Here is a 25,516-nt window from a genome sequence, read left to right on the forward strand (position 1 = left end):
CCCGACCCCCTACGACCCGTCGGATCCGCCACCCCGGGCGGCCGCCGTCCCGCGGCGCCGCCGGGTCGGCCCGCCCAGGTCCACCGTGAATCGCCCGGAACGTCCTATTCTGCGCGCATGCCCCGTCGAAAACTGAGCGTCGTAGCCGCAGACTCCGCCCGGATCAACGCGGAGCTGGCCGAACTGCGCACCCGCCTGGACATCCGCGCCGAATGGCCCGGCGAGGTGCTCGCCGAGGCCGAGGAGGCGGCCGGGTCCCCCCGGGTGCCCGCCGAGGACGCCACCGACCTGCCGCTGTTCACCGTCGATCCTCCCGGTTCCCGAGACCTCGACCAGGCCATGCACCTGGCCCACCGCGCCGGCGGCTACCGGGTGCACTACGCGATCGCCGACGTGGCCGCCTTCGTCCGCCCCGGCGGCGCGGTCGACGCCGAGGCCCGGCGCCGCGTCCAGACCCTCTACTTCCCCGACCGCCGCGTTCCGCTGCATCCGGCCCGCCTCTCCGAGGACGCCGCCAGCCTGCTGCCCGGTGAGATCCGGCCGGCCCTGCTCTGGCAGATCGACCTGGACGCCGACGGCGCCGTGGTGCTGGCGGACCTGCGCCGCGCCCAGGTCCGCTCCCGCCGCCGCCTCGACTACGCGGGCGTCCAGCAGGCCCTCGACTCCGACGCCGCCGACGAGCAGCTGACCCTGCTCGCCACCGTCGGCCGGCTGCGCGAGCAGCAGGAGCAGGCCCGCGGCGGGATCAGCCTGCCCGTCCCCGAACAGGAGGTCGAGGAGAGCCCCCACGGCTACCGGCCCGTCTACCGGGCCCAGTTGCCGGTGGAGGGCTGGAACGCCCAGATCTCCCTGCTCACCGGCATGGCGGCGGCCGACCTGATGCTCGACGCGGGCGTCGGCCTGCTCCGCACCCTGCCGGCCGCGCCCGAGTCCGCCTACGCCCGGCTGCGCCGGACCGCCGAGGCCCTGCGGGTGCGCTGGCCGGACACCGTGCGCTACCCCCAGCTGATCCGCTCGCTGGACCCGCAGGTGCCGCTGAACGCCGCCTTCCTCAACGAATGCACCGGGCTGCTGCGCGGCGCCGGCTACCAGGCCTTCGACGCGTCGCAGGGCCTGCCGGTCCCCGCCGACCCGGGCCACGCCGCGCTCGCCGCGCCGTACGCGCACTGCACCGCCCCGCTGCGCCGGCTGGCCGACCGCTTCGCGCTGGAGATCTGCGTGGCCGTCGCAGGGGGAGCGGACGTGCCGTCCTGGGTGCGCGAGGCGCTGCCCGCGCTGCCCGCCCTGATGGCCGGCGGGGACCGCCGGGGCGCCGAGGTGGAGCGGGCCTGCGTGGACCTGGTGGAGGCCGAACTCCTGCACGGCCGCGAGGGCGAGGACTTCGACGCGGTGGTCGTCGACGTCGACGAGCGCAGGCCGGGCACCGGCACCGTCCAGCTGCGCGAGCCGGCCGTCCGGGCCAGGTGCGACGGGGACGGCCGGGAGCGGCTGCCGCTGGGCGAGCTGATCCGGGTCCGGCTGACCGTGGCGGACCCCGCCACCCGTACGGTCCGCTTCGCCCCCGCGTAGCGCCGCGGCGGGTGCGATGATCGGCGGGTGGTCGAACTCACCGCCCCGCCGGGCCGCCGCCGCAGGCAGCTGATCCTCGGGATCTGCTGCCTCAGCCTGTTCATCGTCGGTCTGGACAACACCGTGGTGAACATCGCGCTCCCGGTGATCCAGAAGGACCTGGACGCTCCTGCCTCCGGGCTGCAATGGATCATCGACGCGTACACCCTGGTGCTCGCCGCCCTGCTGATGCTGTTCGGCTCGGTCGCCGACCGCTTCGGCCGCCGCCGGGTCTTCCAGACCGGCCTGGTGCTCTTCGTGCTCGGCTCGCTGTTCTGCAGCCTCGCGCCGAGCCTGGAATGGCTGATCGGGTTCCGGGCTCTGCAGGCCGTCGGCGGGGCGATGCTCAACCCGGTGGCCATGTCGATCATCACCAACACCTTCACCGACCCCCGTGAGCGGGCCCGGGCCATCGGCATCTGGGGCGGCGTGGTCGGCATCAGCATGGCGCTCGGCCCGCTGCTCGGCGGCTTCCTGGTCGCCAGCGCCGGCTGGCCCTCGATCTTCCTGATCAACGTCCCGGTCGGGCTGATCGCCTGCCTGCTGACCGCCCGCTACGTCCCCGAGTCGCGCGCCCCCAAGCCGCGCCGGCTGGACCCGGTCGGACAGCTGCTGATGATCGTCCTGCTCGGCTCGGGCACCGCCGCCATCATCGAGGGCCCCGAGCACGGCTGGACGTCGCCGCTCATCCTGACCCTCGCGGCCGTCGCCCTGGTCGCCCTGGTTGCCTTCCCGCTCTGGGAGCGGCAGGTCCCGGAGCCGCTGGTCGACCTGCGCTTCTTCCGCAGCGTGCCGTTCACCGGCGCCACCGTCACCGCCGTCTGCGCCTTCGCCGCACTCGGCGGATTCCTCTTCCTCAACACCCTCTACCTGCAGGACGTCCGGCACTACAGCCCGGTCGAGGCCGGCCTCTGGACGCTGCCGATGGCCGGCATGATGCTGGTCTGCGCCCCGCTCTCCGGGCGGATCGTCGGCAACCGAGGCCCGCGCGGTCCGCTGGTCGCCGCCGGGCTCGGCCTCGCCGCCAGCGGCCTCCTGCTGACCCGGCTCACCGCCGACGCCCCCGCCGCACTGCTGCTCGCCGCCTACGCGCTGTTCGGCTTCGGCTTCGGCATGGTCAACGCGCCGATCACCAACGCCGCCGTCTCCGGCATGCCGCGCGCCCAGGCGGGCGTCGCCGCCGCGGTCGCCTCCACCAGCCGTCAGGTCGGCCAGTCCCTCGGGGTCGCCGTCATCGGCACCGTCGTCACCTCGGCCGTCGTCGGCCCGGTGGCCACCGGCTTCGCCGCCGCCAGCCACGCCGGCTGGTGGATCGTCATCGGCCTCGGCGTCGCCATCCTGCTGCTCGGCCTCGTCACCACCACTGCCTGGGCCGGCCGCACCGCCGCCGAGGTCGCCGCCGGCTTCGGCCCCGAACGCCTCCCCGGACGCATCCCCGACCCGGCCGGAGTAGGGGACGCGCCGCCCGAGCGGCTACGATGACCACTACGGCGGACGAGCCGGCCGGGCGGTCGCGTCGGGTCCCTTCTGGGGGCCCGCCGAGGAACGTCCGGGCTCCACAGAGCAGGGTGGTGGGTAACGCCCACCCGGGGTGACCCGCGGGACAGTGCCACAGAAAACAGACCGCCGGCGGCCTCGGCCACCGGTAAGGGTGAAACGGTGGTGTAAGAGACCACCAGCGACCGAGGTGACTCGGCCGGCTAGGTAAACCCCACTCGGAGCAAGGTCAAGATCGGTGCCTCCGGGCACCGTGCGCGAGTGTTCGAGGGCTGCTCGCCCGAGCTCGCGGGTAGACCGCACGAGGCTGTCGGCAACGGCAGCCCTAGATGGATGACCGCCTCCCCGGGCCGCGCAAGCACCCCGGGAGACAAAACCCGGCGTACAGGCCGACTCGTCCGCCCTCTCGGTGTTCGCACCGAGGGGGCTTCTTCATGCCTGTGACCTGGCAAGATCCAGTGAGACAGATTGAGAAGTACTGTCTCCGCCTTGAGATGGATGGATCTCTACGGGCGCCCTACGGCGGCTGCCACCCCATGAGCACCCTACGGCGGAGCGGCACTTTCGGCGCCTACCGGCAGCCTGCCGCAGGGGTCCCGGGCAGGTAGGGCCAGCCGTACCGGACGGCAGCCTGCTCCCGCTCCATCAGCAGGACGCAGGTCGCGCAGGCGCGGACGCCCCGGTGGGGGAGTCGACCGACCTCGGCCGTCTCCACCCGACCGGCTGTCCGCCCACCACTGTCCCACCGCGGCACCGCACCCCACCGAACGGGCACCCGGCCGTGCGCGCTGTTTCGCCACGGGGACCGAGGTGGCGCGGCGGGCCGTCGAAGCGGGCCGGCGGAGTCCGCACGGATCGTCAGTGCGCCGCCCGCTATACCGGTGACACCGCGGCCTCGCCCTTCTTGCCTGCCGCTATGGGGGCATGGTGCCGCCGTCGAAGCTCATCGCGTTCAATGTCGGGGATCGTCATCGACTCGGCGAGCACGGCGGCGAGTGCGTCCACGTGAGTGGTGTCGATGTCGGCGTGGAAGAGCCAACGGATGTTCTCGTCGCGCGTGATGAGGTCGATCGCCGAGCGGCCGCCACCGTCCCGTGCGGTCGCTGCGCGGACGTATCGCACTCGGTCGATCGGGATGTCCTGACGGATCTCGCCCTGCCCGAGGAATGCGTTCGCCTTGGCGGTGATGATGCGGCGATCCGTGACAGCGACCAGGGCCGTTGCCGCGGTCTTGTCCATCGCGGCCGCCAACTTCTCCTTCGCTCCACCGAGGATCGCCGAGATCGGACCGAGGGTGTCGAGCTGGTCGGGGAAGGCGAGGACCGTCAGGGTCTCACCGCCATCGAGGAACCAACGCAGGATGCGAAGGTACGGCTCAAGATCCAGCGATTCCGGTGCGCAGACGACGCCCGGGGCCTCCAGCGGAGGAGCCGGCGGACGGAGGGCATCGGCAAGAGGCACGATCGCCTCCAACAGGCGGGCGGAGACTTCTCGGGCTGCCTTCGAGTCCTTACGCTTCCCCATCAGGGACTGTGACAGTGTGTCCCGTCCGGGGAGCTCGGCGATGGTTCGAAGTTCGCGCGTCAACGAGTGGACCAGACTCTTCGTTTCGGCGAGAGCGGAGTCGAGCTCCGCGCGAGTGTCGCGCGCGATGACGTCGACGTACCGTGCCTCCACGGCGTCCTCACGTCCGGCTTCACTTGCCCTGCCGGCGCGGAGCGCCTGATACCCGGTCCATGCCTTGACGGAGGACAGGAGGGCATGAGCGTCGAAGACGATTGCCTCGACGTTCGACTGGAGGTACTCACGGCGGTGAGATGTGTCGGGCCGATCGATCTGTCCGACGTGGCCGCGGACGTTGCGCCGGTACAGGTCGAGCTGCTTCTCCAGCGCGGCTCCACTACCCGCGACCTCGTCCCACAAGGAGGTCGGGACCGATTCGAGCTCGCGCGCCTGGTCGACTGCGCGATCGACGATGGTGACCAGCCCGGTCAGTTCGGCCCACTGTTCGTTGCGGACGGAGGTGAGTACCTGGCTTGTCAGTGCGATGTTGGTCCTGACGAGGCCCGTGATCTCACTCAGTTGCATCTGAAGGGCGACCATGGCGAGCGCCGGCCCGATCGTGGCCGCGGTCTGCGCCATACTCAGCTCGGACACGGGGATGAAACGGGCCTGAGCGACGATCTTGCCGTTGACGAACACCGCTCCGAGATTCGCACCATCCTTGATGGCGAGCGTTCCCCCGGCCTTCAGCAGGCCCTGCGTCGCGCTGGTGATCCGGTAGAGCCCCTGCGCGCCGGCGAACGCCTGTCCCACAGTGCCGGCCACGGTCGCCGCGTTGCCGATCGAGGCAAGCACTGTGGACATCTGCTTGCGGTCGGCGGCTGATACGAGCCCGAAGTCGATCAGGCCGGGCTTGAGCACCTCCGGGAGGTCACCGAGGACCACGGCGATCCCGGGGAGCACCTCCGCGAGGACCGCCGATGCCGTCGTCGAGTCGATGTCCGAATCGGGTGTCGGATCTTCCACAGCGAGTGAACCGCCGGTACTGTTCCGGCCGTTCTCCTCAGGCTCGGCGATCTCCATCGAGTCCGAAGGGTCCTGCATGCGTTTTCCTTCCCGCTGGAGCACGCAACGGCCATTCGTCGGCGGCGTGACTGCCGAAGTCTACGGCTCGACACTCTGCGGTTCAGGGCGTTCGATGCCGGCGAACTCGCCCGACCACGCCAGGGCTGCCAAGCATGTGCGGCGATCGCCGCCGAACCTCGATGCCCACATCCGCCGCATCAACAACACTGTGACCCGCACCAGTTCCGTCCGAGCAGACCAGGGGAAGGACGGACCGCTGCTCTCCTTGGCCCTGGACAGGCACGGCCTGCGACCGACGAACAGGTACGCGCTGGCGACCCTGTCGAGGATCGACGCCGACAGGTCCTCGTTCAACGACATCGAGGAACATGTCGCGCGCGGGTGCAGCCCGCTGTGGGCGTCGCCGCGGGTCGCCGGGCCGGCGTACACGGTGCAGTGCCCGGCCGGCGACAACCTGATGCTGCACGCCGCCATCCACCGCGCGGAGCCCGGCTCGGTCGTCGCGGTCGAGTCGGGGGACGTGGACTACGCGCTGGCCGGCGGCAACGGGGTGTGTGCCGTCGCCCGGCGCCGGGGCATCGCCGCGTTCGTGGTCGACGGGGTCGTCCGCGACCTCGGGGAGGTGCGGGAGGCGGGCTTCCCGGTGTTCTCCCGCGGGGTGATCCCGATCCCGGGGACCAAGCGGAAGCTGGGCGCGCTCGGTGCACCGGTGCGGGTCGGCGGCGTGCTGGTGCACCCCGGCGACATCGTGGTCGCGGACGAGGAGGGGATCGTGGTCACGCCGGCCGCCCGGCAGGCGGAGGTGCTGGGCGCTGCGCGGGCCAAGCTCGCCGAGGAGGCGGAGGAGTCCCTGGACGACTGGGCGGCGCAGCACCGCGCCCGGATCGAGACGGCGTTGGCCGAGCGGGGTTTCACCGGCTGACCTGCCTTGCCGGCCTTGGCCCGCCGGCCGGGCGGGACTGCAGGGCTGTGGCCCGGACGGCGGGCGGGGTGCCGGCCGGAGCCCCGCCGTTCAAGGCTTCGGCGCCGGGCGGGTGGGCCGGCGATCCGGACGTACCGGGAGTAGTCGGGCAGTAGCCTGCGGCTGTCATGTGTAGCCATGCGGTGAGATCGTCCCCAGTTTCTGTTCAGAAGTCGAAGGATTGCTGTCCGTTCGCTTCCAAAATCTTGGGGTCTTCGCTTACCTTCGGGGGAGTCGATGTGCGACAGGACGACTCGACCGTGCGTTTGTTGAAGGAATGCATCGGCAGGCCTAAGGAGAGCCCATGGTCACCAGCATTGGTGCTGACGTGTCCGGCAGCAGCATGACGGTGGAGACGACCGACCGTGCGACCGGCAGGATGTGGATCCGGACGTACCGGGTGGACGCCAACGGGCAGCCGAAGGGCAACCAGGACTCGCCGGCCGAGTTCTCGCCGGTGAACCCGGCTCCGCTGGCGAGCGGCTACTGGCCGCCCTGTGCCTGCCCGCAGCACCGCGCCGCCTAGGTTCGCGCGGCCTAGGTTCGCGTGGCCCGGGCCCACGCGCCCTCGGCCCGGCATGCCCCGGCCCCGGCCCCGGCCCCGGCCCCGGCCGCCCCGCCTTGGTGGCGCGGCCGCCCTGAACGTTCCCGTCGCGGACACACCCATCGTGAACAGCAACGAACACCGAGAAGGGCCCGGTGCGTCTGCACCGGGCCCTTCTCGTACTACTTCGCAGTAGCGGGGACAGGATTTGAACCTGCGACCTCTGGGTTATGAGCCCAGCGAGCTACCGAGCTGCTCCACCCCGCGTCGGTAAGGACAACCCTACGGCATGAAACCGCCGGGGCCGACCAGTTTGCCGTCGGGCGGCCCCGGCGGGCCGCCGCGGGGGCGCCGGAGCGGCCCACCGCAACGGCCCACCGGGGCCCTGTCCCGCGTCAGGCGCAGTGGAAGCGGGCGGCCCCCCAGTCGGCGTGGTCGCCGGTCTTGCTGCCGGCCACGGTGGCCTTCAGTCGGACGCTCCGGGCGCCACCGAGCGGGACGTCCACCGGGAGCGGCGGGGTCTGCCAGGTGACGGTGGGCGAGGTCCACAGGGTGACGCCGTCGGCGACCAGGGAGAAGACCACGTCGCCGTAGCCGTTGATCTCGTCGTCGATGCCGACGGTGGCCGTGAACGAGGAGCAGTGGCCGCCGGTCTCCACGGTGATGTCGGAGTCCGCGTGCGCGCCGATGCCCTTGGCGTAGGTGGTGCCGTTCAGGGTGAGCGGGTGTCCGTCGGTGGCGCCCTGCTCGCCGTTGCTGCGGTCGCGCTCGGCCGGGCCCCAGCCGTTCACGGCGGAGGTCCAGGGCAGGTCGCTGGCCCAGCTGTCGGTGGTGGGGCCCGGGGTGGTGGTGCCGCTGCCGACGGCGGTGGCACCGTCGACGGTGAGCTGGAAGGCGGTGGCGGTGCTCAGCGCCGCGGTCTTCACCTGGATCACACCGGACCGGTCGGAACTGTCGTACCACCAGCCCTCGGTGGCCGCGTCGAACGCCGACCTGCTGGCCTGGCGCGGCAGTTGGCGGCCGCCCAGGGCGACCGCGGTCGGCGCGGTGGTGCTGTGCACGCTGAACAGGTACGGGCGGGCGGTCTGCTTGCCGGTGAAGTCGCCGACGCTGGCGGAGACGTCGATCCGGACCTGGCCGGTCCCCGTGGTGGGCGCGTCGACCACGGCCGTCTGCCGGGCGGACTTTCCGTCGCGGTGCTCGCGGGTCACCCCGTCGTCCTCGTAGAGCGAGAAGGAGCTACGGCCCTGCGGGTAGACGTCCCAGGCGAGCGGTGAGCCGGCGGTGCGGTCCTGGTAGGAGCTGATCCCGGGCCACATCGGCACCGCCGCACCGGCCTTCACGAAGAGCGGCAGGGTGTCGAGCGGCGCGCTGTAGCCGTTGACGGTGGTCGGGCCCTGGTAGCTGCGGCCGGTCCAGTAGTCCACCCAGGTGCCCTTGGGCAGGTAGATCCCGTCGCGCACCGAGGTGTCCGCGTACACCGGCGCCACCAGGAAGTCCTCGCCGCTGAGGAACTCGTACTTCACCGCGTCGGTGGCGGTCGCCGGGTCGTCGGGGTACTCCAGCGCCAGCGGGCGGACCGGGCCGACGCCCGTCCGGGTGGCCTCGGCCGCGTAGCTGTACATGTACGGCAGCAGCGACTCCTTGAGCTTGAGGTACTTGCGGTTGATCGAGGTGTACGGCTCGCCGTACTTGTACGGCTGCTTGTCGCTGGGCGCCCAGCCGTCCATCGACATGACGGCCGGCAGGAAGGACTTCCACTGCAGGTCGCGGGTGTAGGTCTTGGCGCTGCCGCCGAAGATGCCGTCCACGTCACCGGTGTTGTACGCCATGCCGGACATGGTGGCGCCCGCGTAGGTCGGGATCTGCCAGCGGATGTAGTCCCAGCTGCCGGACTGGTCGCCGCTCCACTGCACACCGCAGCGCTGCGCGCCGGACCAGCTCTCCGGTGCCCAGGTGAAGCCGCGGGCGTTGCTGTTGTCCTCGATGCCCTGGTAGGCGGCCTTGCAGCCGTCCAGGGCGAACTTGTAGCCGCTGCCGACCCAGGCGACGTCCAGCTTGGCCACCCGCTGGCCGGCCCTGACCTGGTCGGCCAGCTGGGAGAGCCCGTTCTCGGTCCACAGGCCGAGCTGCATCTTGCGTTGCTGCAGGCCCTGGGCGGCCTGGGCGAGGTTCTCGTAGCCGCAGCCGTAGCCGTCGTTGACCAGCATCCAGCCGTTGGGCATGTCGTTGGCCACGTAGTCGTCGGCGACCTTGACGGCGTCGAGGGTGTGCCGCTCGCCCCGGTTGGCGTTGTGCAGGTAGCAGTCCGAGTCGCCCATCTCCAGCCCGTAGACGGGCGGGAGGAAGGGTTTGCCGGTCAGCGCGGTGTACTGGCCGATGACGTCCTTGGGGCCGGGCCCGGCGAAGTAGTACGCGTCGAAGCGCATCTCCTGCTCGGTGGCCTTCACCGGGCTGGTGAAGGCGTACGTGCCGGGCGCCCAGGTGTTGCGGTAGACGCCGTAGCCGGCCGAGGAGAGGTAGAACGGGACCGAGTTGGGGTGGCCGCCCTCGTTCCAGTTGCCGTCGACGCCGACCTGGACGGTCTTGTCCCGGTAGGTGAAGGAGCCGTTCTGCTCGCCGGTGCCGAAGAACTGTTCGGCCGCGCCGCGGGCCAGGGTCTGGGTGGTGGCCTTGCCGTCCCAGGAGAGCGGGGCGCTCTCCTCCCAGACCTTGCTGCCGTCCGCGCGGTAGAGGGCGAAGCGCAGGGCGGACTTGTAGGCCCGCAGGGTGAGCGCGCCGGTCGAGAGCTCGTAGCGGTCGCCGGCGTCGCGCCAGCTGGTGGTGGGGGCGGGGCCCTGCGGCAGCACGATGTCGCTGCCGGTGGGGTCGGTGAAGGTCCCGATGGGGGCGAGTTCGATCCGGAAGACCTGGTCGGTGACGAAGCTGACCCGAGCCTTGGCCGCTCCGGCGGTGAGGGTGTAGACGGCGCCGTCGGCGCGGAAGGCCGTGACCGCTCCCACCGAGGTGGTGGCGGCGGCCGCGGGCGGGCTGAGGGCCGGGGCGGTCGTGACACCCCCGAGGGCGAGGGCAGCGGCGACGGCGAGGACGGTACCCCGGCGTCGGAGTCGACGAGAGTGGTGAGGATGGCGAGGGTGTTGCAAAGTTTTGCGCACTGGGACCTCTTTGTCGGCAGAACTAAGCAGTGATGCTGCAGATATAGCGCAGTCGACCTGGCCCTGACAATGCTCCTGACAATGCCGCCGAAGCCTTGGGCTGATGGCGATCGGCGATCGAAGCTTGCGCATTAGTGCTTGAACAGGCTATCAATCATGCAAGAAGAAGCATGCTGCTCCACCATCGACCCTGGAGCCACCGGTGATCCTCACCGTCACCCTCAACACCGCCCTCGACATCACCCACCAGGTGCCGCGCCTCGTCCCGTACAGCTCCCACGTGGCCACCGCCGTCCACGCCCGGGCCGGCGGCAAGGGCGTCAACGTCGCCCGGGTGCTGTCGGCCCTCGGAATGCCGGCCCTCGTCACCGGTCTGGCCGGCGGTGCCACCGGGCGGCAGATCCGCGCGGAGCTGGCCGAGGCCGGCCTGCCCGACGCACTGTTCGCCGTCGCGGGGGATTCCCGGCGAACCCTCACCGTGGCCGGCGCCGAGGACGGCGACGCCACGGTCTTCAACGAGCCCGGACCGCCGATCACCGCCCCGGAGTGGGCCGCCTTCCAGCAGCACTACGCCGGCCTGCTCACCTCCACCTCCGTCGTCGTCCTCGCCGGCAGCCTGCCGCCCGGCCTGCCCGTCGACGCCTACGCCGGGCTGGTCCGGGCCGCCGCAGCAGCGGGCTGCCGCACCGTGCTCGACACCACCGGGGAGGCGCTGCTGGCCGGCGCCGCCGCCGGCCCGGACGTCGTCAAGCCCAACGCCGCCGAGCTCCGGACAGCCACCGGCTGCCCGGACACCCTGGTGGCCGCCGGCCTGCTGCGCGCCCGGGGAGCCCGGGCCGTGGTCGCCTCGCTGGGCCCGGACGGCCTCTGCGCCGTCACGCCCGACGGCACCTGGCGCGCGGCCCCGCCCGAGCAGCTGCCCGGCAACCCGACCGGCGCCGGTGACGCCTGCGTGGCCGCCCTCGCGGCCGGCCTCGCCGCCGGCACTCCCTGGCCCGAAACCGTACGGGAGGCCGTGGCCCTGTCCGCGGCGGCCGTGCTCTGCCCGGTCGCGGGCGGCTTCGACCCACCCACCTACCGGCGGTTGCGCACCGCCGTACCCGTGCAGGAGATCCATGTCCCTCGCCACCAGTAACGAGATCGTCGCCGCGGCCGTCCGGGAGGGCACGGGGGTCGGCGCGTTCAACGTCATCCAGCTCGAACACATCGAGGCCGTGGTCACCGGCGCCGAACGGGCCGGCCGGCCGGTGATCCTGCAGATCAGCGAGAACGCCGTGCGCTACCACGGCGCCCTGGGCCCGACCGGCCTGGCCGCGCTGGCCGCCGCCCGGGCCGCGAGCGTGCCGGTCGCCGTGCACCTGGACCACGCCGAGTCCGCCGAGCTGGTGGCCGAGGCGGTCGAACTGGGCCTCACCTCGGTGATGTTCGACGGCGCCCGGCTGCCGTACCAGGAGAACGTCGCCGCCACGGCGGCGGCCGTCACCCTCTGCCGGAGCCACGGAGTGTCCGTGGAGGCCGAGTTGGGCGAGATCGGCGGCAAGGACGGCGCCCACGCGCCGGGCGTGCGTACCGACCCCGCCGAGGCGCACGCCTTCGCCACGGCGACCGGGGTGGACGCGCTGGCCGTCGCGGTCGGCAGCTCGCACGCCATGAGCACCCGGGACGCCAAGCTCGACTTCGGCCTGATCGCCGAGCTGCGCGCGGCCGTTCCGGTGCCGCTGGTGCTGCACGGCTCCTCGGGCGTCGCGGACGAGGACCTCGTCCGGGCGGTCGCGGCCGGGATCAGCAAGGTGAACATCGGCACCCACCTGAACCGGGTGTTCACCCGCGAACTGCGGGCCCGGCTCGACGCCGGCCCCGAGCTGGTCGACCCGCGCAAGTACTTCACCCCAGCCCGGGAGGCGGTCACCGAGGAGGTCGCCCGGCTGCTGCGGGTGCTGGCCGGCGGCAGCCGCACCGGGGCGTGAGCGGGGCGGCGTGAGCGGGAGAGCGTGAGCAGGACGGCTTGAGCGGGACGGCGAAGGCCGCGGCGGCCCGGGGGAGACCCGGCCGACGCGGCCTTCGCCGTTGTGCGTGGTGCTATTTGACGGATCCGGCGGTGAGGCCGGAGACGACCTGGCGTTCGATGAAGGCGAAGAGGACGACGACGGGGAGGATGGCGACGACGGATCCGGCGAAGAGGTAGTTCCACTGGACGGTGTAGTTGCCGATGAAGTTGTTGATGCCGACGGTGAGGGGCTGGCTCTCGGGGACGGTGGTGAGGCGCAGGCCCATGACGAATTCGTTCCAGGCGGAGATGAAGGTGAAGATGAGGGCGGTGACGATGCCGGGCATGGCGAGGGGGACGGTGACGCGGCGCAGGGCGCCGAGTCGGCCGAGGCCGTCGATCTGGGCGGCTTCCTCGAGTTCGACGGGGATGGAGGAGATGTAGGCGGTGAGGATCCAGATGGCGAACGCGAGGTTGAAGGCGGCGTTGCAGATGATCAGGGTCCAGACGGAGTTGAGCATCCCGAACTGGTAGAACTCGCGGTAGAGGCCGACCAGCAGGGAGGTGGGCTGGAACATCTGGGTGACCAGGACGAGCAGCAGGAAGAGTTTGCGGCCGCGGTACTTGATGCGGGCGGTGTAGTAGGCGGCGGGCAGGGCGACGAGCAGGACGAGCAGGGTGGAGCCGGCGGCGACGAGCAGGGTGACGCGCAGGTTGCCGCCGAGGGTGGAGTCGGTCCAGACCTTGATCAGGTTGGACCATTCGAAGTGCGAGGGCAGGTAGGTGGCGTCGCGCAGTTCGTCGGCGGGCCGCAGGGCGGTGACGATCATCTCCAGGTAGGGGATGAGGAACAGCGCCGCCAGCAGCCACGCGACCGCCGCGACGACCACCGTACGCGGCCGGATCGTCCGCCTGCGCGGCATGGCCTGGGTGCTCATCAGTTCTCCTCCTGGTTCCAGCGGCTGACCTTGAGGAAGAGCAGCACCATGACCACGACCAGGCCGAAGTTGAGCACCGACATGGCCGCGGACTCGCCGATGTCGGTGTTCATCAACTGGAAGGCGAACACGGTGCTGGTCGCCGTCGCGCTGTTCGGGCCGCCCTGGGTCATGCCCCAGATGACGGGGAAGGAGTTGAAGACGTTGATCAGGTTGATCACCAGGCCGACCAGCAGCGCGGGGCGCAGCAGCGGGAGGGTGATCAGGCGGTAGGTCTGCCAGGGGCCGGTGCCGTCGACCTTGGCGGCCTCGTAGACCTCGGCGGGGACGGTCTGCAGGCCGGCGAGGATGGTGTAGGTGGTGAACGGCAGTGACACGAACACCGCGACCAGGACCATCCAGGGTTTGGCGGAGCCGGGGTCGCCGAGCCAGTCCTGCGGGCCGTCGATGATCCCGAGGTCGGTGAGGGCGGTGTTGAGGACGCCGGCGGTGCGGTCGAGCATCCACTTGAAGCCGATGGCGGTCATCAGCACGGACGCGGCCCAGGGGGCGATCAGCGCCCAGCGGGTGAGCCGGCGGCCGGGGAACTGCTGGTTGAACAACTGGGCCAGGGCCAGCGACAGCAGCATGGTCAGCGCGACCACCACGACCGTCCAGACCACGCTCCAGACCAGGACGCCCGGCAGGTCGGGTTCGTCGAGGAGCTTGCGGTACTTGTCGAAGCCGGCCGGTCCGCGGACGAAGCCGGTGGTGCTGATCCGCAGGAAGGAGGTGCGGGCCATCTGGTAGACGGGCCAGAGCACCACGACGGCGATCAGCAGCACGGCCGGTGCTATCCAGGGCAGCGGGCCGAGCCTGGCCAGCGGCCCGCGCCGGCGGGCGGGCGGGGCGACGGAGGCGCCGGGGCGGGCAGGGGTGTGCGACACGGGGGCCTTCCGTGGGTGCGGGGAGCGGCCGGGAGCCGGCGCCGGCGTATGGGTCCGCCGGCGCCGGCTCCCGGCCGCTGGAGTCAAGTACTGGCTGCCGCCTGCTACTTGTCGGCGGCCGCGGCTTCGGCCTTCTTCTGGAGGTCGCCGAGGACGGCGGCCGGGTCGCCGGCGACGGCGGTGCCACCACTCTTCTTGATCTCCGCGGACACCGCGTCCCAGCTGGTGTCACCCAGCGGGTAGAACGCCGCCGACGGCAGCAGCGCGAAGAACGGCTCCAGGTCCGCGTGCTTCCCGCTCGCCGTCATCTCCTTCAGCGTGTCCTGCGTCACCGGCATCAGGTTGTACAGCTCGTCGAACTTGAGGGTGTTCTCCTTGTTGTACGCGAAGTCCAGGAACGCCTTCACCTGCGCCTGGTGACCGTTCTTCTTGAACGCCATCACCCAGTCCGCCACACCCAGCGTCGACTTCAGCGGCCCCGCCTTGCCCGGGATCGGCGCCACCGCGTAGTCCACCTTCCCGTCCTTCGACTTCTGGATCAGCGACGGGTGCCCGTTCAGCATCGCCGCCTTCCCCGCACCGAAGTCCGCGAACGCCGTCTTACGATCCGTCGTCGCCGGGTTCGGGTACGTCAGACCCGGGTCCACCAGGTTCGCCTTCAGCCACGAGAACGTCTCCACGTTCGCCGCCGAGTTCAACGCGTACTTCCCCGACGCGTCCGTCACCCCGCCGCCGTTGCCCAGCTCCCACATCATGCTCTCGCCCTGCGCCTCCTCCGGGCCCAGCGGCAGCGCGTACGGGGTCACACCCGGAACCTTCGCCTTGATCAGCTCCGCGTCCTTCTTCACCTCGTCCCACGTCTTCGGCGCCTCGGTGATCCCCGCCTGCGCGAAAATCGCCTTGTTGTAGAAGAACGCCCGGGCCGAGGACACGAACGGGATCCCGTACTGCGTCCCCTTCACCTGACCCGCCTTGGAGAACGTCTCGATGAAGTTCGACTGCGTCGCCGGCGACAGCACGTCCGCCGCCTTGTACAGCAGATCGTCCGCCACCTTGTCCGCGTACCCACCCGTCTGCAGCACATCCGGGTAGTTCCCCGACTGGATCATCGTCTTGACCTGCTTGTCGATGTCGTTCCAGTTGACCACCTGGACATCGACCTTGATCTTCGGGTTCGCCGCCTCGAACCCCTTCACCACACCGTCCCAGTACGCCTTCGACCCGTTCGCCGCCGAGTCACCGTAGTCCGCCGCCACCAACTTGATCGTCGTCGTACCACCCGACGAAGCATCCGAACCACCACCACTGCTGCCACAACCCGTCAGCACCAGCGCACCGGTCACACACGCGGCCGAAAGGAGAAGTACAGATCGGTTCAAGGGAGTTACCGCCTTATGAGTTGACCTGAAGCCACCCGTGGCGGGGCGCCGGTGCGGCGGACCGGCTCCGGGGAGCCGGGGAGGGTGCGGCCGGTGCGGTGCGGTGCCGAAGTACGGGTGTCGGATCGGGGATTGTGGAAGGCCTGCGGCTTCCTGGGTGTGGCCAGTCTTACTCCGCTGTCACGGGCCGGAGCTAGGGCACAAGGGTGCAGGTTATCGAATCGTTGCTGCGTGCTCATGCGCAGAATGGGTCATAAATGTGCAGAAAGATACAGACCGGCCACGAAGCATTGAGGCAATCTGCGTTCTTCTGCGTGATACTGATGGGAACCACGCATAATCAAGCAGTGGTCTCGATCCGTACCTGGCCGGCAGGGAGAGGTCGGCCCGCCCCCGTCCTTCGCCCCGGCGGTGTCCGGCAATCCGCCGGGGGTGCCCCGACCGGTTGCCGCGACAGTGCGGTCGACCCCTCGTCACACGGCCCCGGTCGTAGCCCTCGAAGTCCCCGGCCGCCGGCCCGGGCCGTGCCGCGTCCCGTCCGCGGTAACGATTGTGCGGTCAGCCGGCCCGACGCCGGCACCGCCGGCCCGGGGGCGGAGTAGCTTCACCGTTCGTGATCAGAACTCTCTCCCGCCTGCTTCCCGTGGCCGTCGCCGTCCTGGCCCTCGCCGCATGCGACCCGAACACCCCGACGCCCGCCGTGACCAAGGCGGCCGCGGTCGCCAGCCCCCCGGCGGCGGCCCCGTCCGCGACCGCGCCGTCCACCCCGCCGCCCGCCGCGGCCCCGCCCGCCGCGCCGGTGCCCGAGCCGGTCGTGACCACGGAGGCGGCCCCGCCGCCCGCGCCCGTCACCCCGCCGCCGGCCCCCGCGCCCGCCCGGACCGTCGCGCCCACCAAGGCCCCGGCCCCGACCAAGGCGCCCGCGCCCGCACCCGCCCCGACCAAGGCGCCCGCGCCGGCCGGCAGCTGTGCCCACCACACCGTCGGCGAATGCGGCTGGGACGTCGGCGTCACCCCCGCGCACGCGGGCGAGACGGCCCAGTGCAAGGACGGCACACCCTCGGACTCCGCGAACTTCAGCGGCACCTGCTCCGGTCACCAGGGGGTGCGGTACTGGTTCAAGTGAGCCGGCCAGGGTGGCCGGGCCCGTGGAACGCACGGCACTCGGCACGTCACAGGCCGAAGGCGGCCCCCGTCCTGGACGGGAGCCGCCTTCGTGGGTGCGCGGAGCGGTTCGGCGGAGCGGTTCAGGAGGGGTGGGCGCCCACGGCGTCGCGGATCTGCTCACCCAGGCCGCCGTTGACCCGGGCGCAGTTGGCGCAGCAGAAGAAGCGCCCGGAGACCTCCACGCCATGGCCGACGATCCGCACCTGGCACTGCTCGCAGCGCGGCGCGAGCTTCTCCATCGCGCACTCGAAGCTGTCGAAGGTGTAGGTGTCGCCGGTGATCGTCTTCACCTCGAAGGCCAGCCAGTAGTCGTTCCTGCAGACGTCGCAGACCGCCATGGGGTCCGTCTCCCTTCCTGTCGGCGCTGACCGGCCGGGACGGCGCTCAGCGAGTCCCAGTGTCGGGGCGCCTCCCGGGCACGGCCATCGGCGTTCGGCCGTCCGGGGGACGGGGCGGGGCGGAGTGGGACGGGGACGGGAGACATCGACCGAGGCCGGACGGGCGAGGGGCCCCGGGCGCTCAGGCCTGACTCGCCGCCAGCTCCTCCAGCGCCCGTACGGCGGCCTCGGCGTCGTCGGCGGCGACGAACAGGTGGTCGTGGTGGAAGCCCGCGACCACGTTGCAGCTGATCCCCACCTCGGCGAGCCGTCCGGCCACGGCGGCGGTCAGGCCGACGGCGGCCAGCGCCGAGTGGATCTGCAGGGTGATCCAGGCGGCCACGTACTCGTAGCGGAGCCCCAGTTCGTCGGCCTCCTGCTGGCTGACCACCACGGTCACGCCTTCCGGTTCGGCGACCGTGACCACCGGCCGCATTCCGGCCGGCACCTTGGCGGGCAGGGTGCAGTACACGTACCGCCCCGGGTTGAGGTGGGGACGCATTCCGCCGAGCAGCTTCGCGAGATCCATTTCACCGGCCATGGCGGCCACCGTAGCCGCTGGGTGCCCGGCTGTCCCGCCCCTCGCCTGGTGTGGCGCGCGGCCGGCGCCGCACCGAGGACCGGGCCGGACGTCCTTCGTCGGACGCGGCCGGGTCCGGTGCGGGACCGGACCCGGCCGGCCGGTCACTGCCTGAGCAGGGCCACGAACGTGCCGGTGGCGGTGTGTGGGAAGAATCGCGTGGTCAGGGGTTCACGGGCGGGCTTGGTGTCACTGACCGCGGCCTTGTACACCTGGCCGTCGAGGTAGAGCAGGCTGCCGTGCGCGACGGCCCCGGCCCGCTGCACCGACTCGGGCAGGCCGGTGAGCTGGGTCCACGAGTCGCGTTCGCCCTTGGTGAGCCAGAACACCGGCAGGTCGGCGGGCGGCCAGGAACTCACGACCGGTACCGCCGGCGGGGACGTGCTGCCCGCGGCGTCCACGGCGTCCACGGCGTCCAGGGCGACCAGGTTCGGGACTCCGTGGTGGTTCAGGAACACCACCTGCTGCACCACGTCGGTCAGCCCGTGGCCGGGTGCCTGTGCGAGCAGTGCGGGAACCAGCTGCCGGCAGTACAGGTCCAGCACCTTTCCGACCGGCAGGCCGAACACCGCCCGCGCCTCGTCGACGACCTCGAGCATGCCGACGCGCTCGGTCAGCCGCCTGGCGATCAGTCCCGCCACGTCCGGGCCCGGCGCCGCTGCCCGGGCGCGGGCCTTGCGGGGGCCGGGCTTGGGGCGGTCGGCCACCGCGTCGGGGCCGGCCCGGCCGACCCCGGCGATCAGTGCGATCAGCCACTGGACCCGGGCGGGTGAGGCCTCGTCCATGTCCGGGTTCTTGGCCTCGTAGGCCGCGAACTGCTCGGTGGCGTCCTGGCCGGCCCGGTTCAGCAGCTCGGCGGCCCAACCGGCCGTGGTGCTGTCGGGGGCGGCCGCGCGGATGCGCGCGGCGGACCGCACGTACTGCTCCTGGCGGTCCAGGTCGGTGTGCTCGTCCGCCCGGCGCATCCGGTCGAGCACCAGCCCGAGCCGGGCGTCGTCGCCCTCGGGTGTCAGGGCGAGGCGCTGGAGCAGCAGGCCGGCCGGTACCGCGTGCAGCTCCAGCTCGTGCAGCAGCGTGGTCGACGCCTCCACCGGCGACGAACCCGGTCCGGCCTCCACGGTGACCTTGACGAAGGCTTCGTGCCGCCCGAGGAGCAGGGCCGGCCCGCTCAGGAAGGCCTCTTGGACCAAGGTCCCGGTCGGGGCCTTGGGAAGGCTGACGTAGGTGCCGGTGTTGCCGTGGGCGCCGGTCCCGGAGTCGAGCACCTCGACGAAGAGATGCACCGACTCGTGGGCCCGGACGAACGAGAGGACGTCCCTGAGCTGCGGGCTCAGGAGGTGTGCGTTGTCCACCAGGGACTGCAGCGAGATCTGGACGTTCTTCGGTACTGCGGGCTGCCCGCTGAACTTCAACATCTCTGTGACGCTAGCCCGGCCCCGACGCGAGTGACAGCCCTTCGCCCGATCTGCTGACGAGTCGTCAAGGGGTGTGATGGTGAACGCCGATGTGTCGCCCGCGCCCGCGCGCGACCCGGAGTGCGAGGCACCGCCCGGGGCGTCGGAATGCGTGCGGCCGGGGCGGGCACCGTCCGGGGTCGGTCGAAGGTCCACGAGGTGCCAGGGTCCGCCCGGGGCTCGGTCTCGCTGCTCGCCGTGCTCGCCGGGGTCTGCTGCCGGAGCCGGCCCGGGAGGAGGCCCTCATGAACCTGCTCGGCGAGATCCTCAGCCGGCCCCCACCGGCCGGGTCGCCGAACCGGCCCGCCGCTGGGGCGCCGTCTCTTGACGGCAAGTCAGTACACATCGAAAAGGGGTGGGCGGTCGGTGGATCCACGGTTAGCCTGGGCCGGTGCTCCGCACACCCCCGATCCCCTCGGTCGAAGGAACGCAACAGTGGGAATTGAGCTGGACGAGTCCGGACTCAGCATCGCCCTGGTGCTGGAGAACGCGTTACACCGATTCGCACTGGAAGGCATGATCCGGGTGTTCGACCGTGCCAGCACCATCCAGTCACTGAACTCCCGCCCGGCCGACGGGCAGCGCTTCGACCTCGTGCTGACCGCCGCCGCCGAGCTGGGCAACGACGGCACCCCGGAGCTGGTCCAGGCGCTCTGCGCCGACGGCGCCCGGCTGCTGCTGCTGCTGGTCGACGGGCCCGAGCCGATCGACCCGCAGGCGCTGGCGCGGTGCGAGGCGCAAGGGTTCCTGGCCTGGTCCGAGGTGGAGCCGGAGACCCTGCGCGAGGCGATGTCCGACGCGCTGGCCGGCAAGTTCTACGTCTCCGGCATGCTGGCCCGCAAGCTCCTGGTGCGGGCCAGCATGCCGCCGCCGGCGCCGAGCCCGCAGCCGGCCGGCGCCGAGGGGGCCGCGCTGTCGGCCCGTGAGCTGGCGGTGCTGGAGCTGGTGGCGCAGGGGCTGAGCAACAAGCAGGTCTCGCGCCAGCTGCAGATCTCCGAGCACGGTGTGAAGCGGCACGTCGGCAATGTGCTGACCAAGCTGAACTGCCCCAACCGCACGCTGGCCGTGGTGCGCGCGCTGGAGGACGGGCTGCTCGCGGTCTGACCCGGCCTCCGGCGCGCGCACCACGGCCTCAGCGCACCGCCCCGGTAGCGGCGTTGCCGATCCGCGCGACCAACTCCCGCTTGAGCACCTTGCCGCTCGGCCCCAGCGGGAACGCGTCGGCGAACTCCACCACGCGCGGGTACTTGTACGCAGCCAGCCGCTCCTTGCCCCAGGCGACGATCTGCCCGCCCAGTGCCGCGTCCGCCGCGAACCCCGCGCGCGGGATCACCACCGCGCACACCTCCTGGCCGAGCCGCTGGTCCGGGACGCCGATCACCGCCACCTGCGCGACGGCCGGGTGGTGCACCAGCACCTCCTCGATCTCCCTCGGGTACACGTTGTACCCGCCGCGCAGCACCAGGTCCTTCTTCCGGTCGACGATCGACAGGTAGCCGTCCTCGTCCTTGATCCCGAGGTCGCCCGAGCGGAACCAGCCGTCCACCACCACCTCGGCGGTCGCCTCCGGCCGCCCCAGGTAGCCGGCCATCACGTTGTGGCCGCGCACCACGATCTCGCCGACCGTGCCGGCCGGCAGCAGCTCGATCCGGCCCTCCAGCTCGGCCCGGGCGATCTCCACCTCGACGCCCCAGATCGGTCGGCCCACCGTGCCCGGCTTGCAGGGCCAGGCCCGCTGGTTGTAGGCGACCACGGGCGAGGTCTCGGTCAGCCCGTAGCCCTCGTAGATGGTGCAGCCGAAGACGGCCTGGAACTCCTCCAGCACCTTGACCGGCAGCGCCGAGCCGCCGGAGAACGCCCGGTCCAGCGGCGGGCGCAGGGGAGTGCGAGTGGCCGCGTCGAGCAGCGCCAGGTACATCGTCGGCACGCCCATGAACACCGTGCAGCCGTGCTCCGTCATCAGCTCCAGCGCGCTCGCGGCCTCGAAGCGGTCCGTCAGCACCATCGTGGCGCCGGCCCGGAAGCAGGTGAGCATCCCGCAGATCTGGCCGAAGGTGTGGAACAGCGGCAGGCAGCCGAACAGCACGTCGTCCGGCCGGAAGTCGAAGGGGGAGAGCATCCCGACGGTGACGTTCATGGTGACGCTCAGCTGGGTCAGCATCGCGCCCTTCGGTCGGCCGGTGGTGCCGGAGGTGTACAGGATCACCGCCAGGTCGTCCGGCGCGCACGGCAGGTGGGCGGCGATCGGCTCGGCCCGCTCGGCCAGCAGGTCGAGGCTCGGCGCCTCGCACTCCTGCTCGGCCCGCACCGTGAGCAGCAGCACGTCGGCGGTCTCCGCGCCCTTACGGCCCTCGGCCAGCAGCGGGCCTGCGCAGACCAGCGCCCTGGCGCCGCTGTCGCGCAGCACGTACTCGATCTCACCGGCCTTGAGCAGCGCGTGCATCGGCACCACGACCGCGCCGAGCGAGAGCACCGCGAAGTAGACCGGGGGGAACTCCAGGCCGTTCGGCAGAAGCAGCGCCACCCGGTCGCCGGGGCCGATCCCCTGCTCGCCCAGCGCCGTCGCGTACTGCCGCGCACGGAACCAGAGTTCACGGTACGTCAGGCGCTCACCGGCGAAGTCGATCGCCGGGTGGTCCGGGCGTCGCGCCGCCGACTCGGCGAGCACGGCTGCGAGTGAAAGGGTCACCGGTCCTCCGCTCATGATGGGTGGTCGGGAAAGGAAGGGCGCCGGCGGTCGGCGGCGCGAACGCTCCGACCGCCGGCGCGGGGGCTCAGGCCCGGGTGCGCGGGATGTCCAGCTCCTGCCACACGGTGTCCAGCGCCTCGGCGAACTTCTCCACGTCGGCGGTGGTGTGGGTGGCGGACGGCGCGATCCGCAGGATCTCCTCGCCCTCCTTGACGCTGGGGGCGTTGATCGACTGCACGTAGATGCGGTAGCGCTCCAGCAGCAGCTCGGAGGCCCGGCGGCAGCGGGCGTCGTCGCCGACGAAGGCCGAGACGATGTGCGACATCGGCGACACGAACGGGATCCGATGCTCCGTCAGCCGCCGGTGCAGCAGCTGGGCGTTGGCGGCCAGCCGTTCGCGCTCCTGGTCCGAGCCGGAGAGGTGGCGCACCGCGGCGAGCGCGGCGGCCGCGACCGCCGGCGGCAGCGAGGTGGTGAAGATGAAGCCGCGGGCGAAGCTGCGCACCGCGTCCACCATCGCGGCGGGGCCCGCGATGTAGCCGCCGGAGGTGCCGAAGCCCTTGGCCAGGGTGCCCATCACCACGGTGAACTTGTCGGCGATGCCCTCGCGGGCGGCGATGCCCGCACCGCGCGGACCGTACATGCCGACCGCGTGCACCTCGTCGATGTAGGTGGTGGCGCCGTACTTCTCGGCGAGCGCGGCGATCTCGGCCAGCGGCGCGATGTCGCCGGACATCGAGTAGACCGACTCCAGCACGATCAGCTTCGGCCGGTCGCCATCGGCCTGCAGCAGTTCCTCGAGGTGCGCGACGTCGTTGTGGCGGAAGACCCGCTTCTCGACGCCGGCGTGCCGCAGGCCGTCGATGATCGAGGCGTGGTTCAGCTGGTCCGAGTAGACCACGGTGCCGGGCATCCGACCCGCCAGCACGGTCAGCGCGGCGTCGTTGGCGGTGTAACCGGAGCTGAAGATCAGTGCCGACTCCATGCCGTGCAGCGCGGCCAACTCCTGCTCCAGCAAGACGTGGTAGTAGTTGGTGCCGCCGATGTTGCGGGAGCCGCCGGAGCCGGCGCCGAACGCGTCGACGGCCTCCTTCATGGCGGTCAGCACGGCGGGGTTCTGGCCCATGCCGAGGTAGTCGTTGCTGCACCAGACGCTGATCTCCAGCTCGGCGCCCGACCGGCCCTCGCGTGCGCTGGCGCTCGGGAACCGGCCGGCGTGCCGGCCGATCTCCAGGAACTGCCGGCTCTGCTCGGCGAACTCCTGCATCTCCTGGGTGAAGAAGTCCAGGTGTGCGGTCATGGTGATCACTCGCTCTCTAGAGGGCGGTGCGCAGGGCGCGCAGCCGCAGCTTGTCCGGCTTGCCGGCGGAGTTCAGCGGGAGCTCGTCGAGCAACGCGATCTGCTCGGGTGCGTGCACCGCGGACAGCGCCTCGGTCACGTGGGCGCGGATCTGCTCGACGGTGGTCGGCGCGCCCGGCCGCAGCACCACGGCGGCGTGCAGGTGCTCGATGTTGTCCGCGTCCCGGACGCCGAAGACCGCGGCGTGCGCCACGCCGGGCAGGGTGAGGATCTGCCGCTCGACCACCGCCGGGTGGACCTTGACGCCCTTGGTCTTCACCACGTCGGCCAACCGGTCGACCAGGTAGAGGTAGCCCTCCTCGTCGAGCCGGCCGATGTCGCCGGTGCGGAACCAGCCGTCGCTCAGCACCTTCGCGGTCAGCTCGGGCTCGCCCCAGTAGCAGTCCATCACGCGCGGGCAGCGGAACCAGATCTCGCCGGTGTCGCCGATCTTGGTCTCCGCGCCGGTCTCCGGGTCGCAGACCTTGACCTCGACGTCGGGGAACGGGCGCCCCACCGAGGAGCGCAGCCGCGGGTCCAGGTGCTCGAACGGCTTGAGGTTGGTGATCGGGCCGCCCTCGCTGGTGCCGTAGGCCTGGAACAGGCGGGTCCCGAACGTCTCGACGGCGGCGGCCAGTCGGGCCGGGGCCGCGGCACTGCCGGCGTAGATCAGCAGCCAGAGGGTGGTCAGGTCGGTGGTGCGGGCGTCCGGGTGGTCGAGCAGCCGGTACAGGTGCTCGGTGGCCATGAAGGTCCGGGTGATCCGCTGCTCCGCGACCTCGCGCAGCACCGCGCCGGGCTCGAACTCCTCGTGCAGCACGACCACGCCGCGCGACAGCAGCACCGCGTCGGCCATCGGCCCGACGGTGTGGCTCAGCGGGGTGGTGACCAGTATCCGGGGACGCTCGGCCTCGATCATCGAGCTCAGGTTCATCCGGACGAAGCTGTCCCAGATCCGGTTCGACAGCCGGATGCCCTTGGGCCGGCCGGTGCTGCCGCTGGTGAACGCGACCACCGCGACGTCCTGCTCGTCCCCCGCTACCGCTGCCTCGGCCGGGTCGCCGAGCTCCGCTGCCGGCACCGGGGTCACCGGGACGGCCTCCGCCAGGTCCACCCCGAAGCCCGTGAGCACCAGCGAGCCGCTCAGCAGCTCGGCCAACTCCTTTGCGCGGGAGGCGTTCTCGGCGTCGGTGAAGAGTACGGTGGCGCCGGTGTCCCGCAGGATCCCCAGCTGGCCCTCGATCGGCAGCAGCCGCTCGGTCGAGCCCGGGTTGGTGGTGCCCAGGTAGCAGACCCCCGCGCCGAGCAGGTGGGCGGCGTAGCGCGCGCCGAGCATGTCGGGGCTGTTGGGCGCCACCACGATGCCCATCATCGTGCCGGGGCCGACCCCGAGGCCGCGCAGCACCTGGACCGCGCCCGCCACCGAATCCGCGAACTCGCCGGCCGACACGGGCTCGCCGTGAAAGTGCAGCACGGTGCGGTCCGGATCGGCAGTCAGGACCGCCAGGATCTCGGCGGCGTAGCCGCCCGTCTGCGACTCGGCCGGATCGGCCATGGTGACCTCGATTCGATGCGCGGAAGCCCCCGACGGGGATCCCTGTCTTGCACGGACAGTCGTCAGCCTCCCGGCGGCCCGGCCGAGCGCCAAGGGGCCAACGGGTCCCTCGACCCGGGCACCTCGCATCGACCATCGGTCAGTACCCGATCGGCTACCTGCCGTCCGGTGCGGCCCCTGCCCCTTCGGCCCTCCCAGCAGGGCACCCGACCTGGTCGGCCGCGGCCGAGCCAGGGGCCGGACAGGGGTTGAGGGGCGCTGGGGCCCTGACCGTCAACCGGGACGGCGAAAGGCGATGGGTGACATCGGCGACGTGGGCGAACTCCGGGCGTTCGTCGAAGAGGTGGGCAGTCACCTGGCGAATGAAGAGACGCTCCGTGGCCACCTCAAGTGGGTGACCGCCGACCTGGTGGAGATCCGCGCACGCCGCCAAGTGGTGGAGGAGGCCGGCCACGAGCCGATCGCGATCATCGGCACGGCCTGCCGCTTCCCCGGCGACGTCAGCACCCCCGAGGAGCTGCGGCAGCTGGTCGGCGAGGGCCGCGACGCCGTCGACGCCTTCCCCGCCGATCGAGGCTGCGGCCTGGACGCGATCCACCACCCGGACCCCGAGCATCCCGGGCACCTCGTACGTCAACGAGGGCGGCTTCCTGGAACTGCGCGACGTCCCCCTCGGCCGCACCGTCCTGCCGGAACGGGACGTTCTCGATCACGGCAGTGTCGGGACTGAGTCTTGCCCCAGCGCCCGGCGCCCAGCATCAGGGGCCGAGC

The 25,516-nt window shown here is 71.7% G+C and carries 20 protein-coding genes, 1 tRNA gene and 1 other RNA gene; 10 read left to right on the forward strand and 12 right to left on the reverse strand.

Features of this window, described 5'->3' with window-relative positions; genetic code table 11:
• The first annotated feature begins 117 nt into the window (after positions 1–117).
• The 3 genes from OG689_RS28865 (at position 118) to rnpB (ending at position 3,506) form a co-directional block, all read left to right on the forward strand.
• Positions 118–1,569 carry an RNB domain-containing ribonuclease gene (locus tag OG689_RS28865; protein ID WP_266323776.1) on the forward strand — a complete coding sequence of 484 codons (1,452 nt, stop codon included), beginning with the start codon at positions 118–120 and terminating at the stop codon, positions 1,567–1,569.
• Between the two features lie 27 nt (positions 1,570–1,596).
• Complete coding sequence (locus tag OG689_RS28870) at positions 1,597–3,090, forward strand: MFS transporter (protein WP_266323777.1); 1,494 nt, start codon at positions 1,597–1,599, stop codon at positions 3,088–3,090.
• 13 nt (positions 3,091–3,103) lie between these two features.
• An RNA gene (gene rnpB / locus OG689_RS28875) (RNase P RNA component class A) lies at positions 3,104–3,506 on the forward strand.
• A 472-nt stretch (positions 3,507–3,978) separates the two neighbouring features.
• On the opposite strand, the gene OG689_RS28880 is transcribed toward rnpB, so the two are convergent.
• A complete protein-coding gene (locus tag OG689_RS28880; protein WP_266323778.1) occupies positions 3,979–5,712 on the reverse strand; it encodes a hypothetical protein in 1,734 nt (577 codons plus the stop codon).
• 190 nt (positions 5,713–5,902) lie between these two features.
• On the opposite strand from OG689_RS28880, the gene OG689_RS28885 reads away from it, so the two are divergent.
• Both OG689_RS28885 and OG689_RS28890 read left to right on the forward strand, forming a co-directional pair.
• Positions 5,903–6,616 (forward strand): RraA family protein, encoded by a 714-nt coding sequence (locus OG689_RS28885; RefSeq protein ID WP_266323779.1) that lies wholly within the window; start codon positions 5,903–5,905, stop codon positions 6,614–6,616.
• 343 nt (positions 6,617–6,959) lie between these two features.
• Positions 6,960–7,181, forward strand: coding sequence for a hypothetical protein (locus OG689_RS28890; RefSeq protein WP_266323780.1), 222 nt, complete (start codon positions 6,960–6,962; stop codon positions 7,179–7,181).
• Positions 7,182–7,392: 211 nt separating this feature from the next.
• On the opposite strand, the gene OG689_RS28895 is transcribed toward OG689_RS28890, so the two are convergent.
• Together OG689_RS28895 and OG689_RS28900 are read right to left on the reverse strand one after the other, a co-directional pair.
• A tRNA-Met gene (locus OG689_RS28895) sits at positions 7,393–7,466 on the reverse strand.
• A gap of 128 nt (positions 7,467–7,594) precedes the next feature.
• Positions 7,595–10,201 carry an NPCBM/NEW2 domain-containing protein gene (locus OG689_RS28900; protein ID WP_266323781.1) on the reverse strand — a complete coding sequence of 869 codons (2,607 nt, stop codon included), beginning with the start codon at positions 10,199–10,201 and terminating at the stop codon, positions 7,595–7,597.
• Positions 10,202–10,556: 355 nt separating this feature from the next.
• Here OG689_RS28900 and OG689_RS28905 point away from each other — a divergent pair, with 355 nt between their 5' ends.
• Both OG689_RS28905 and OG689_RS28910 read left to right on the forward strand, forming a co-directional pair.
• Complete coding sequence (locus tag OG689_RS28905) at positions 10,557–11,489, forward strand: hexose kinase (RefSeq protein WP_266323782.1); 933 nt, start codon at positions 10,557–10,559, stop codon at positions 11,487–11,489.
• Positions 11,470–12,321: a class II fructose-bisphosphate aldolase gene (locus tag OG689_RS28910; RefSeq protein ID WP_266323783.1), complete on the forward strand. Its 852-nt coding sequence runs from the start codon at positions 11,470–11,472 to the stop codon at positions 12,319–12,321. Before OG689_RS28905 ends, OG689_RS28910 begins: the two co-directional genes overlap by 20 nt.
• Before the next feature lie 112 nt (positions 12,322–12,433).
• Here OG689_RS28910 and OG689_RS28915 read toward each other — a convergent pair whose 3' ends face one another.
• The 3 genes from OG689_RS28915 to OG689_RS28925 form a co-directional block, all read right to left on the reverse strand.
• Complete coding sequence (locus tag OG689_RS28915) at positions 12,434–13,279, reverse strand: carbohydrate ABC transporter permease (protein ID WP_266323784.1); 846 nt, start codon at positions 13,277–13,279, stop codon at positions 12,434–12,436.
• Positions 13,279–14,205: a carbohydrate ABC transporter permease gene (locus tag OG689_RS28920; RefSeq protein WP_266323785.1), complete on the reverse strand. Its 927-nt coding sequence runs from the start codon at positions 14,203–14,205 to the stop codon at positions 13,279–13,281. The genes OG689_RS28915 and OG689_RS28920 overlap by 1 nt, the downstream gene beginning before the upstream one ends.
• A gap of 104 nt (positions 14,206–14,309) precedes the next feature.
• The gene (locus tag OG689_RS28925; RefSeq protein WP_266323786.1) at positions 14,310–15,584 is read right to left on the reverse strand and encodes an extracellular solute-binding protein; all 1,275 of its coding nucleotides are present in this window, start codon (positions 15,582–15,584) and stop codon (positions 14,310–14,312) included.
• Positions 15,585–16,197: 613 nt separating this feature from the next.
• On the opposite strand from OG689_RS28925, the gene OG689_RS28930 reads away from it, so the two are divergent.
• Positions 16,198–16,710 carry a DUF3761 domain-containing protein gene (locus tag OG689_RS28930; protein ID WP_266323788.1) on the forward strand — a complete coding sequence of 171 codons (513 nt, stop codon included), beginning with the start codon at positions 16,198–16,200 and terminating at the stop codon, positions 16,708–16,710.
• A 121-nt stretch (positions 16,711–16,831) separates the two neighbouring features.
• Here OG689_RS28930 and OG689_RS28935 read toward each other — a convergent pair whose 3' ends face one another.
• From OG689_RS28935 to OG689_RS28945, 3 genes are all read right to left on the reverse strand, one after another.
• Complete coding sequence (locus OG689_RS28935) at positions 16,832–17,089, reverse strand: Prokaryotic metallothionein (protein WP_073923170.1); 258 nt, start codon at positions 17,087–17,089, stop codon at positions 16,832–16,834.
• Positions 17,090–17,270: 181 nt separating this feature from the next.
• Positions 17,271–17,669, reverse strand: a complete 399-nt coding sequence (locus OG689_RS28940) for an ACT domain-containing protein (RefSeq protein ID WP_266323789.1) — start codon at positions 17,667–17,669, stop codon at positions 17,271–17,273.
• 143 nt (positions 17,670–17,812) lie between these two features.
• Positions 17,813–19,123 carry a hypothetical protein gene (locus tag OG689_RS28945; RefSeq protein WP_266323790.1) on the reverse strand — a complete coding sequence of 437 codons (1,311 nt, stop codon included), beginning with the start codon at positions 19,121–19,123 and terminating at the stop codon, positions 17,813–17,815.
• A gap of 474 nt (positions 19,124–19,597) precedes the next feature.
• Here OG689_RS28945 and OG689_RS28950 point away from each other — a divergent pair, with 474 nt between their 5' ends.
• Positions 19,598–20,266 carry a response regulator transcription factor gene (locus OG689_RS28950; protein ID WP_266323792.1) on the forward strand — a complete coding sequence of 223 codons (669 nt, stop codon included), beginning with the start codon at positions 19,598–19,600 and terminating at the stop codon, positions 20,264–20,266.
• Positions 20,267–20,294: 28 nt separating this feature from the next.
• Here the strand turns inward: OG689_RS28950 and OG689_RS28955 are convergent, their stop codons facing one another.
• The 3 genes from OG689_RS28955 to OG689_RS28965 form a co-directional block, all read right to left on the reverse strand.
• Positions 20,295–21,851 carry a long-chain fatty acid--CoA ligase gene (locus OG689_RS28955; RefSeq protein WP_266323793.1) on the reverse strand — a complete coding sequence of 519 codons (1,557 nt, stop codon included), beginning with the start codon at positions 21,849–21,851 and terminating at the stop codon, positions 20,295–20,297.
• Positions 21,852–21,936: 85 nt separating this feature from the next.
• The gene (gene hemA / locus OG689_RS28960; protein WP_266323794.1) at positions 21,937–23,151 is read right to left on the reverse strand and encodes a 5-aminolevulinate synthase; all 1,215 of its coding nucleotides are present in this window, start codon (positions 23,149–23,151) and stop codon (positions 21,937–21,939) included.
• Between the two features lie 16 nt (positions 23,152–23,167).
• Entirely contained in the window at positions 23,168–24,745 is a 1,578-nt protein-coding gene (locus OG689_RS28965) for an AMP-binding protein (protein ID WP_266323795.1), read from the reverse strand.
• A 295-nt stretch (positions 24,746–25,040) separates the two neighbouring features.
• Between OG689_RS28965 and OG689_RS28970 the strand changes: the two genes are divergently transcribed.
• Complete coding sequence (locus tag OG689_RS28970; RefSeq protein ID WP_266323796.1) at positions 25,041–25,475, forward strand: beta-ketoacyl synthase N-terminal-like domain-containing protein; 435 nt, start codon at positions 25,041–25,043, stop codon at positions 25,473–25,475.
• Positions 25,476–25,516 lie beyond the last annotated feature (41 nt).

It is taken from the genome of Kitasatospora sp. NBC_00240 (assembly GCF_026342405.1).
Lineage (GTDB): Bacteria > Actinomycetota > Actinomycetes > Streptomycetales > Streptomycetaceae > Kitasatospora.

What these genes read in the sequence shown, in the direction of transcription:
- OG689_RS28865 (WP_266323776.1), top strand. Translation starts at nt 118, where the DNA reads ATGCCCCGTCGAAAACTGAGCGTCGTAGCCGCAGACTCCGCCCGGATC.
- OG689_RS28880 (WP_266323778.1), bottom strand. Translation starts at nt 5,712, where the DNA reads ATGCAGGACCCTTCGGACTCGATGGAGATCGCCGAGCCTGAGGAGAAC.
- OG689_RS28890 (WP_266323780.1), top strand. Translation starts at nt 6,960, where the DNA reads ATGGTCACCAGCATTGGTGCTGACGTGTCCGGCAGCAGCATGACGGTG.
- OG689_RS28910 (WP_266323783.1), top strand. Translation starts at nt 11,470, where the DNA reads ATGTCCCTCGCCACCAGTAACGAGATCGTCGCCGCGGCCGTCCGGGAG.
- OG689_RS28915 (WP_266323784.1), bottom strand. Translation starts at nt 13,279, where the DNA reads ATGAGCACCCAGGCCATGCCGCGCAGGCGGACGATCCGGCCGCGTACG.
- OG689_RS28935 (WP_073923170.1), bottom strand. Translation starts at nt 17,089, where the DNA reads ATGGCGGTCTGCGACGTCTGCAGGAACGACTACTGGCTGGCCTTCGAG.
- OG689_RS28940 (WP_266323789.1), bottom strand. Translation starts at nt 17,669, where the DNA reads ATGGCCGGTGAAATGGATCTCGCGAAGCTGCTCGGCGGAATGCGTCCC.
- OG689_RS28945 (WP_266323790.1), bottom strand. Translation starts at nt 19,123, where the DNA reads ATGTTGAAGTTCAGCGGGCAGCCCGCAGTACCGAAGAACGTCCAGATC.
- hemA (WP_266323794.1), bottom strand. Translation starts at nt 23,151, where the DNA reads ATGACCGCACACCTGGACTTCTTCACCCAGGAGATGCAGGAGTTCGCC.
- OG689_RS28965 (WP_266323795.1), bottom strand. Translation starts at nt 24,745, where the DNA reads ATGGCCGATCCGGCCGAGTCGCAGACGGGCGGCTACGCCGCCGAGATC.
- OG689_RS28970 (WP_266323796.1), top strand. Translation starts at nt 25,041, where the DNA reads ATGGGTGACATCGGCGACGTGGGCGAACTCCGGGCGTTCGTCGAAGAG.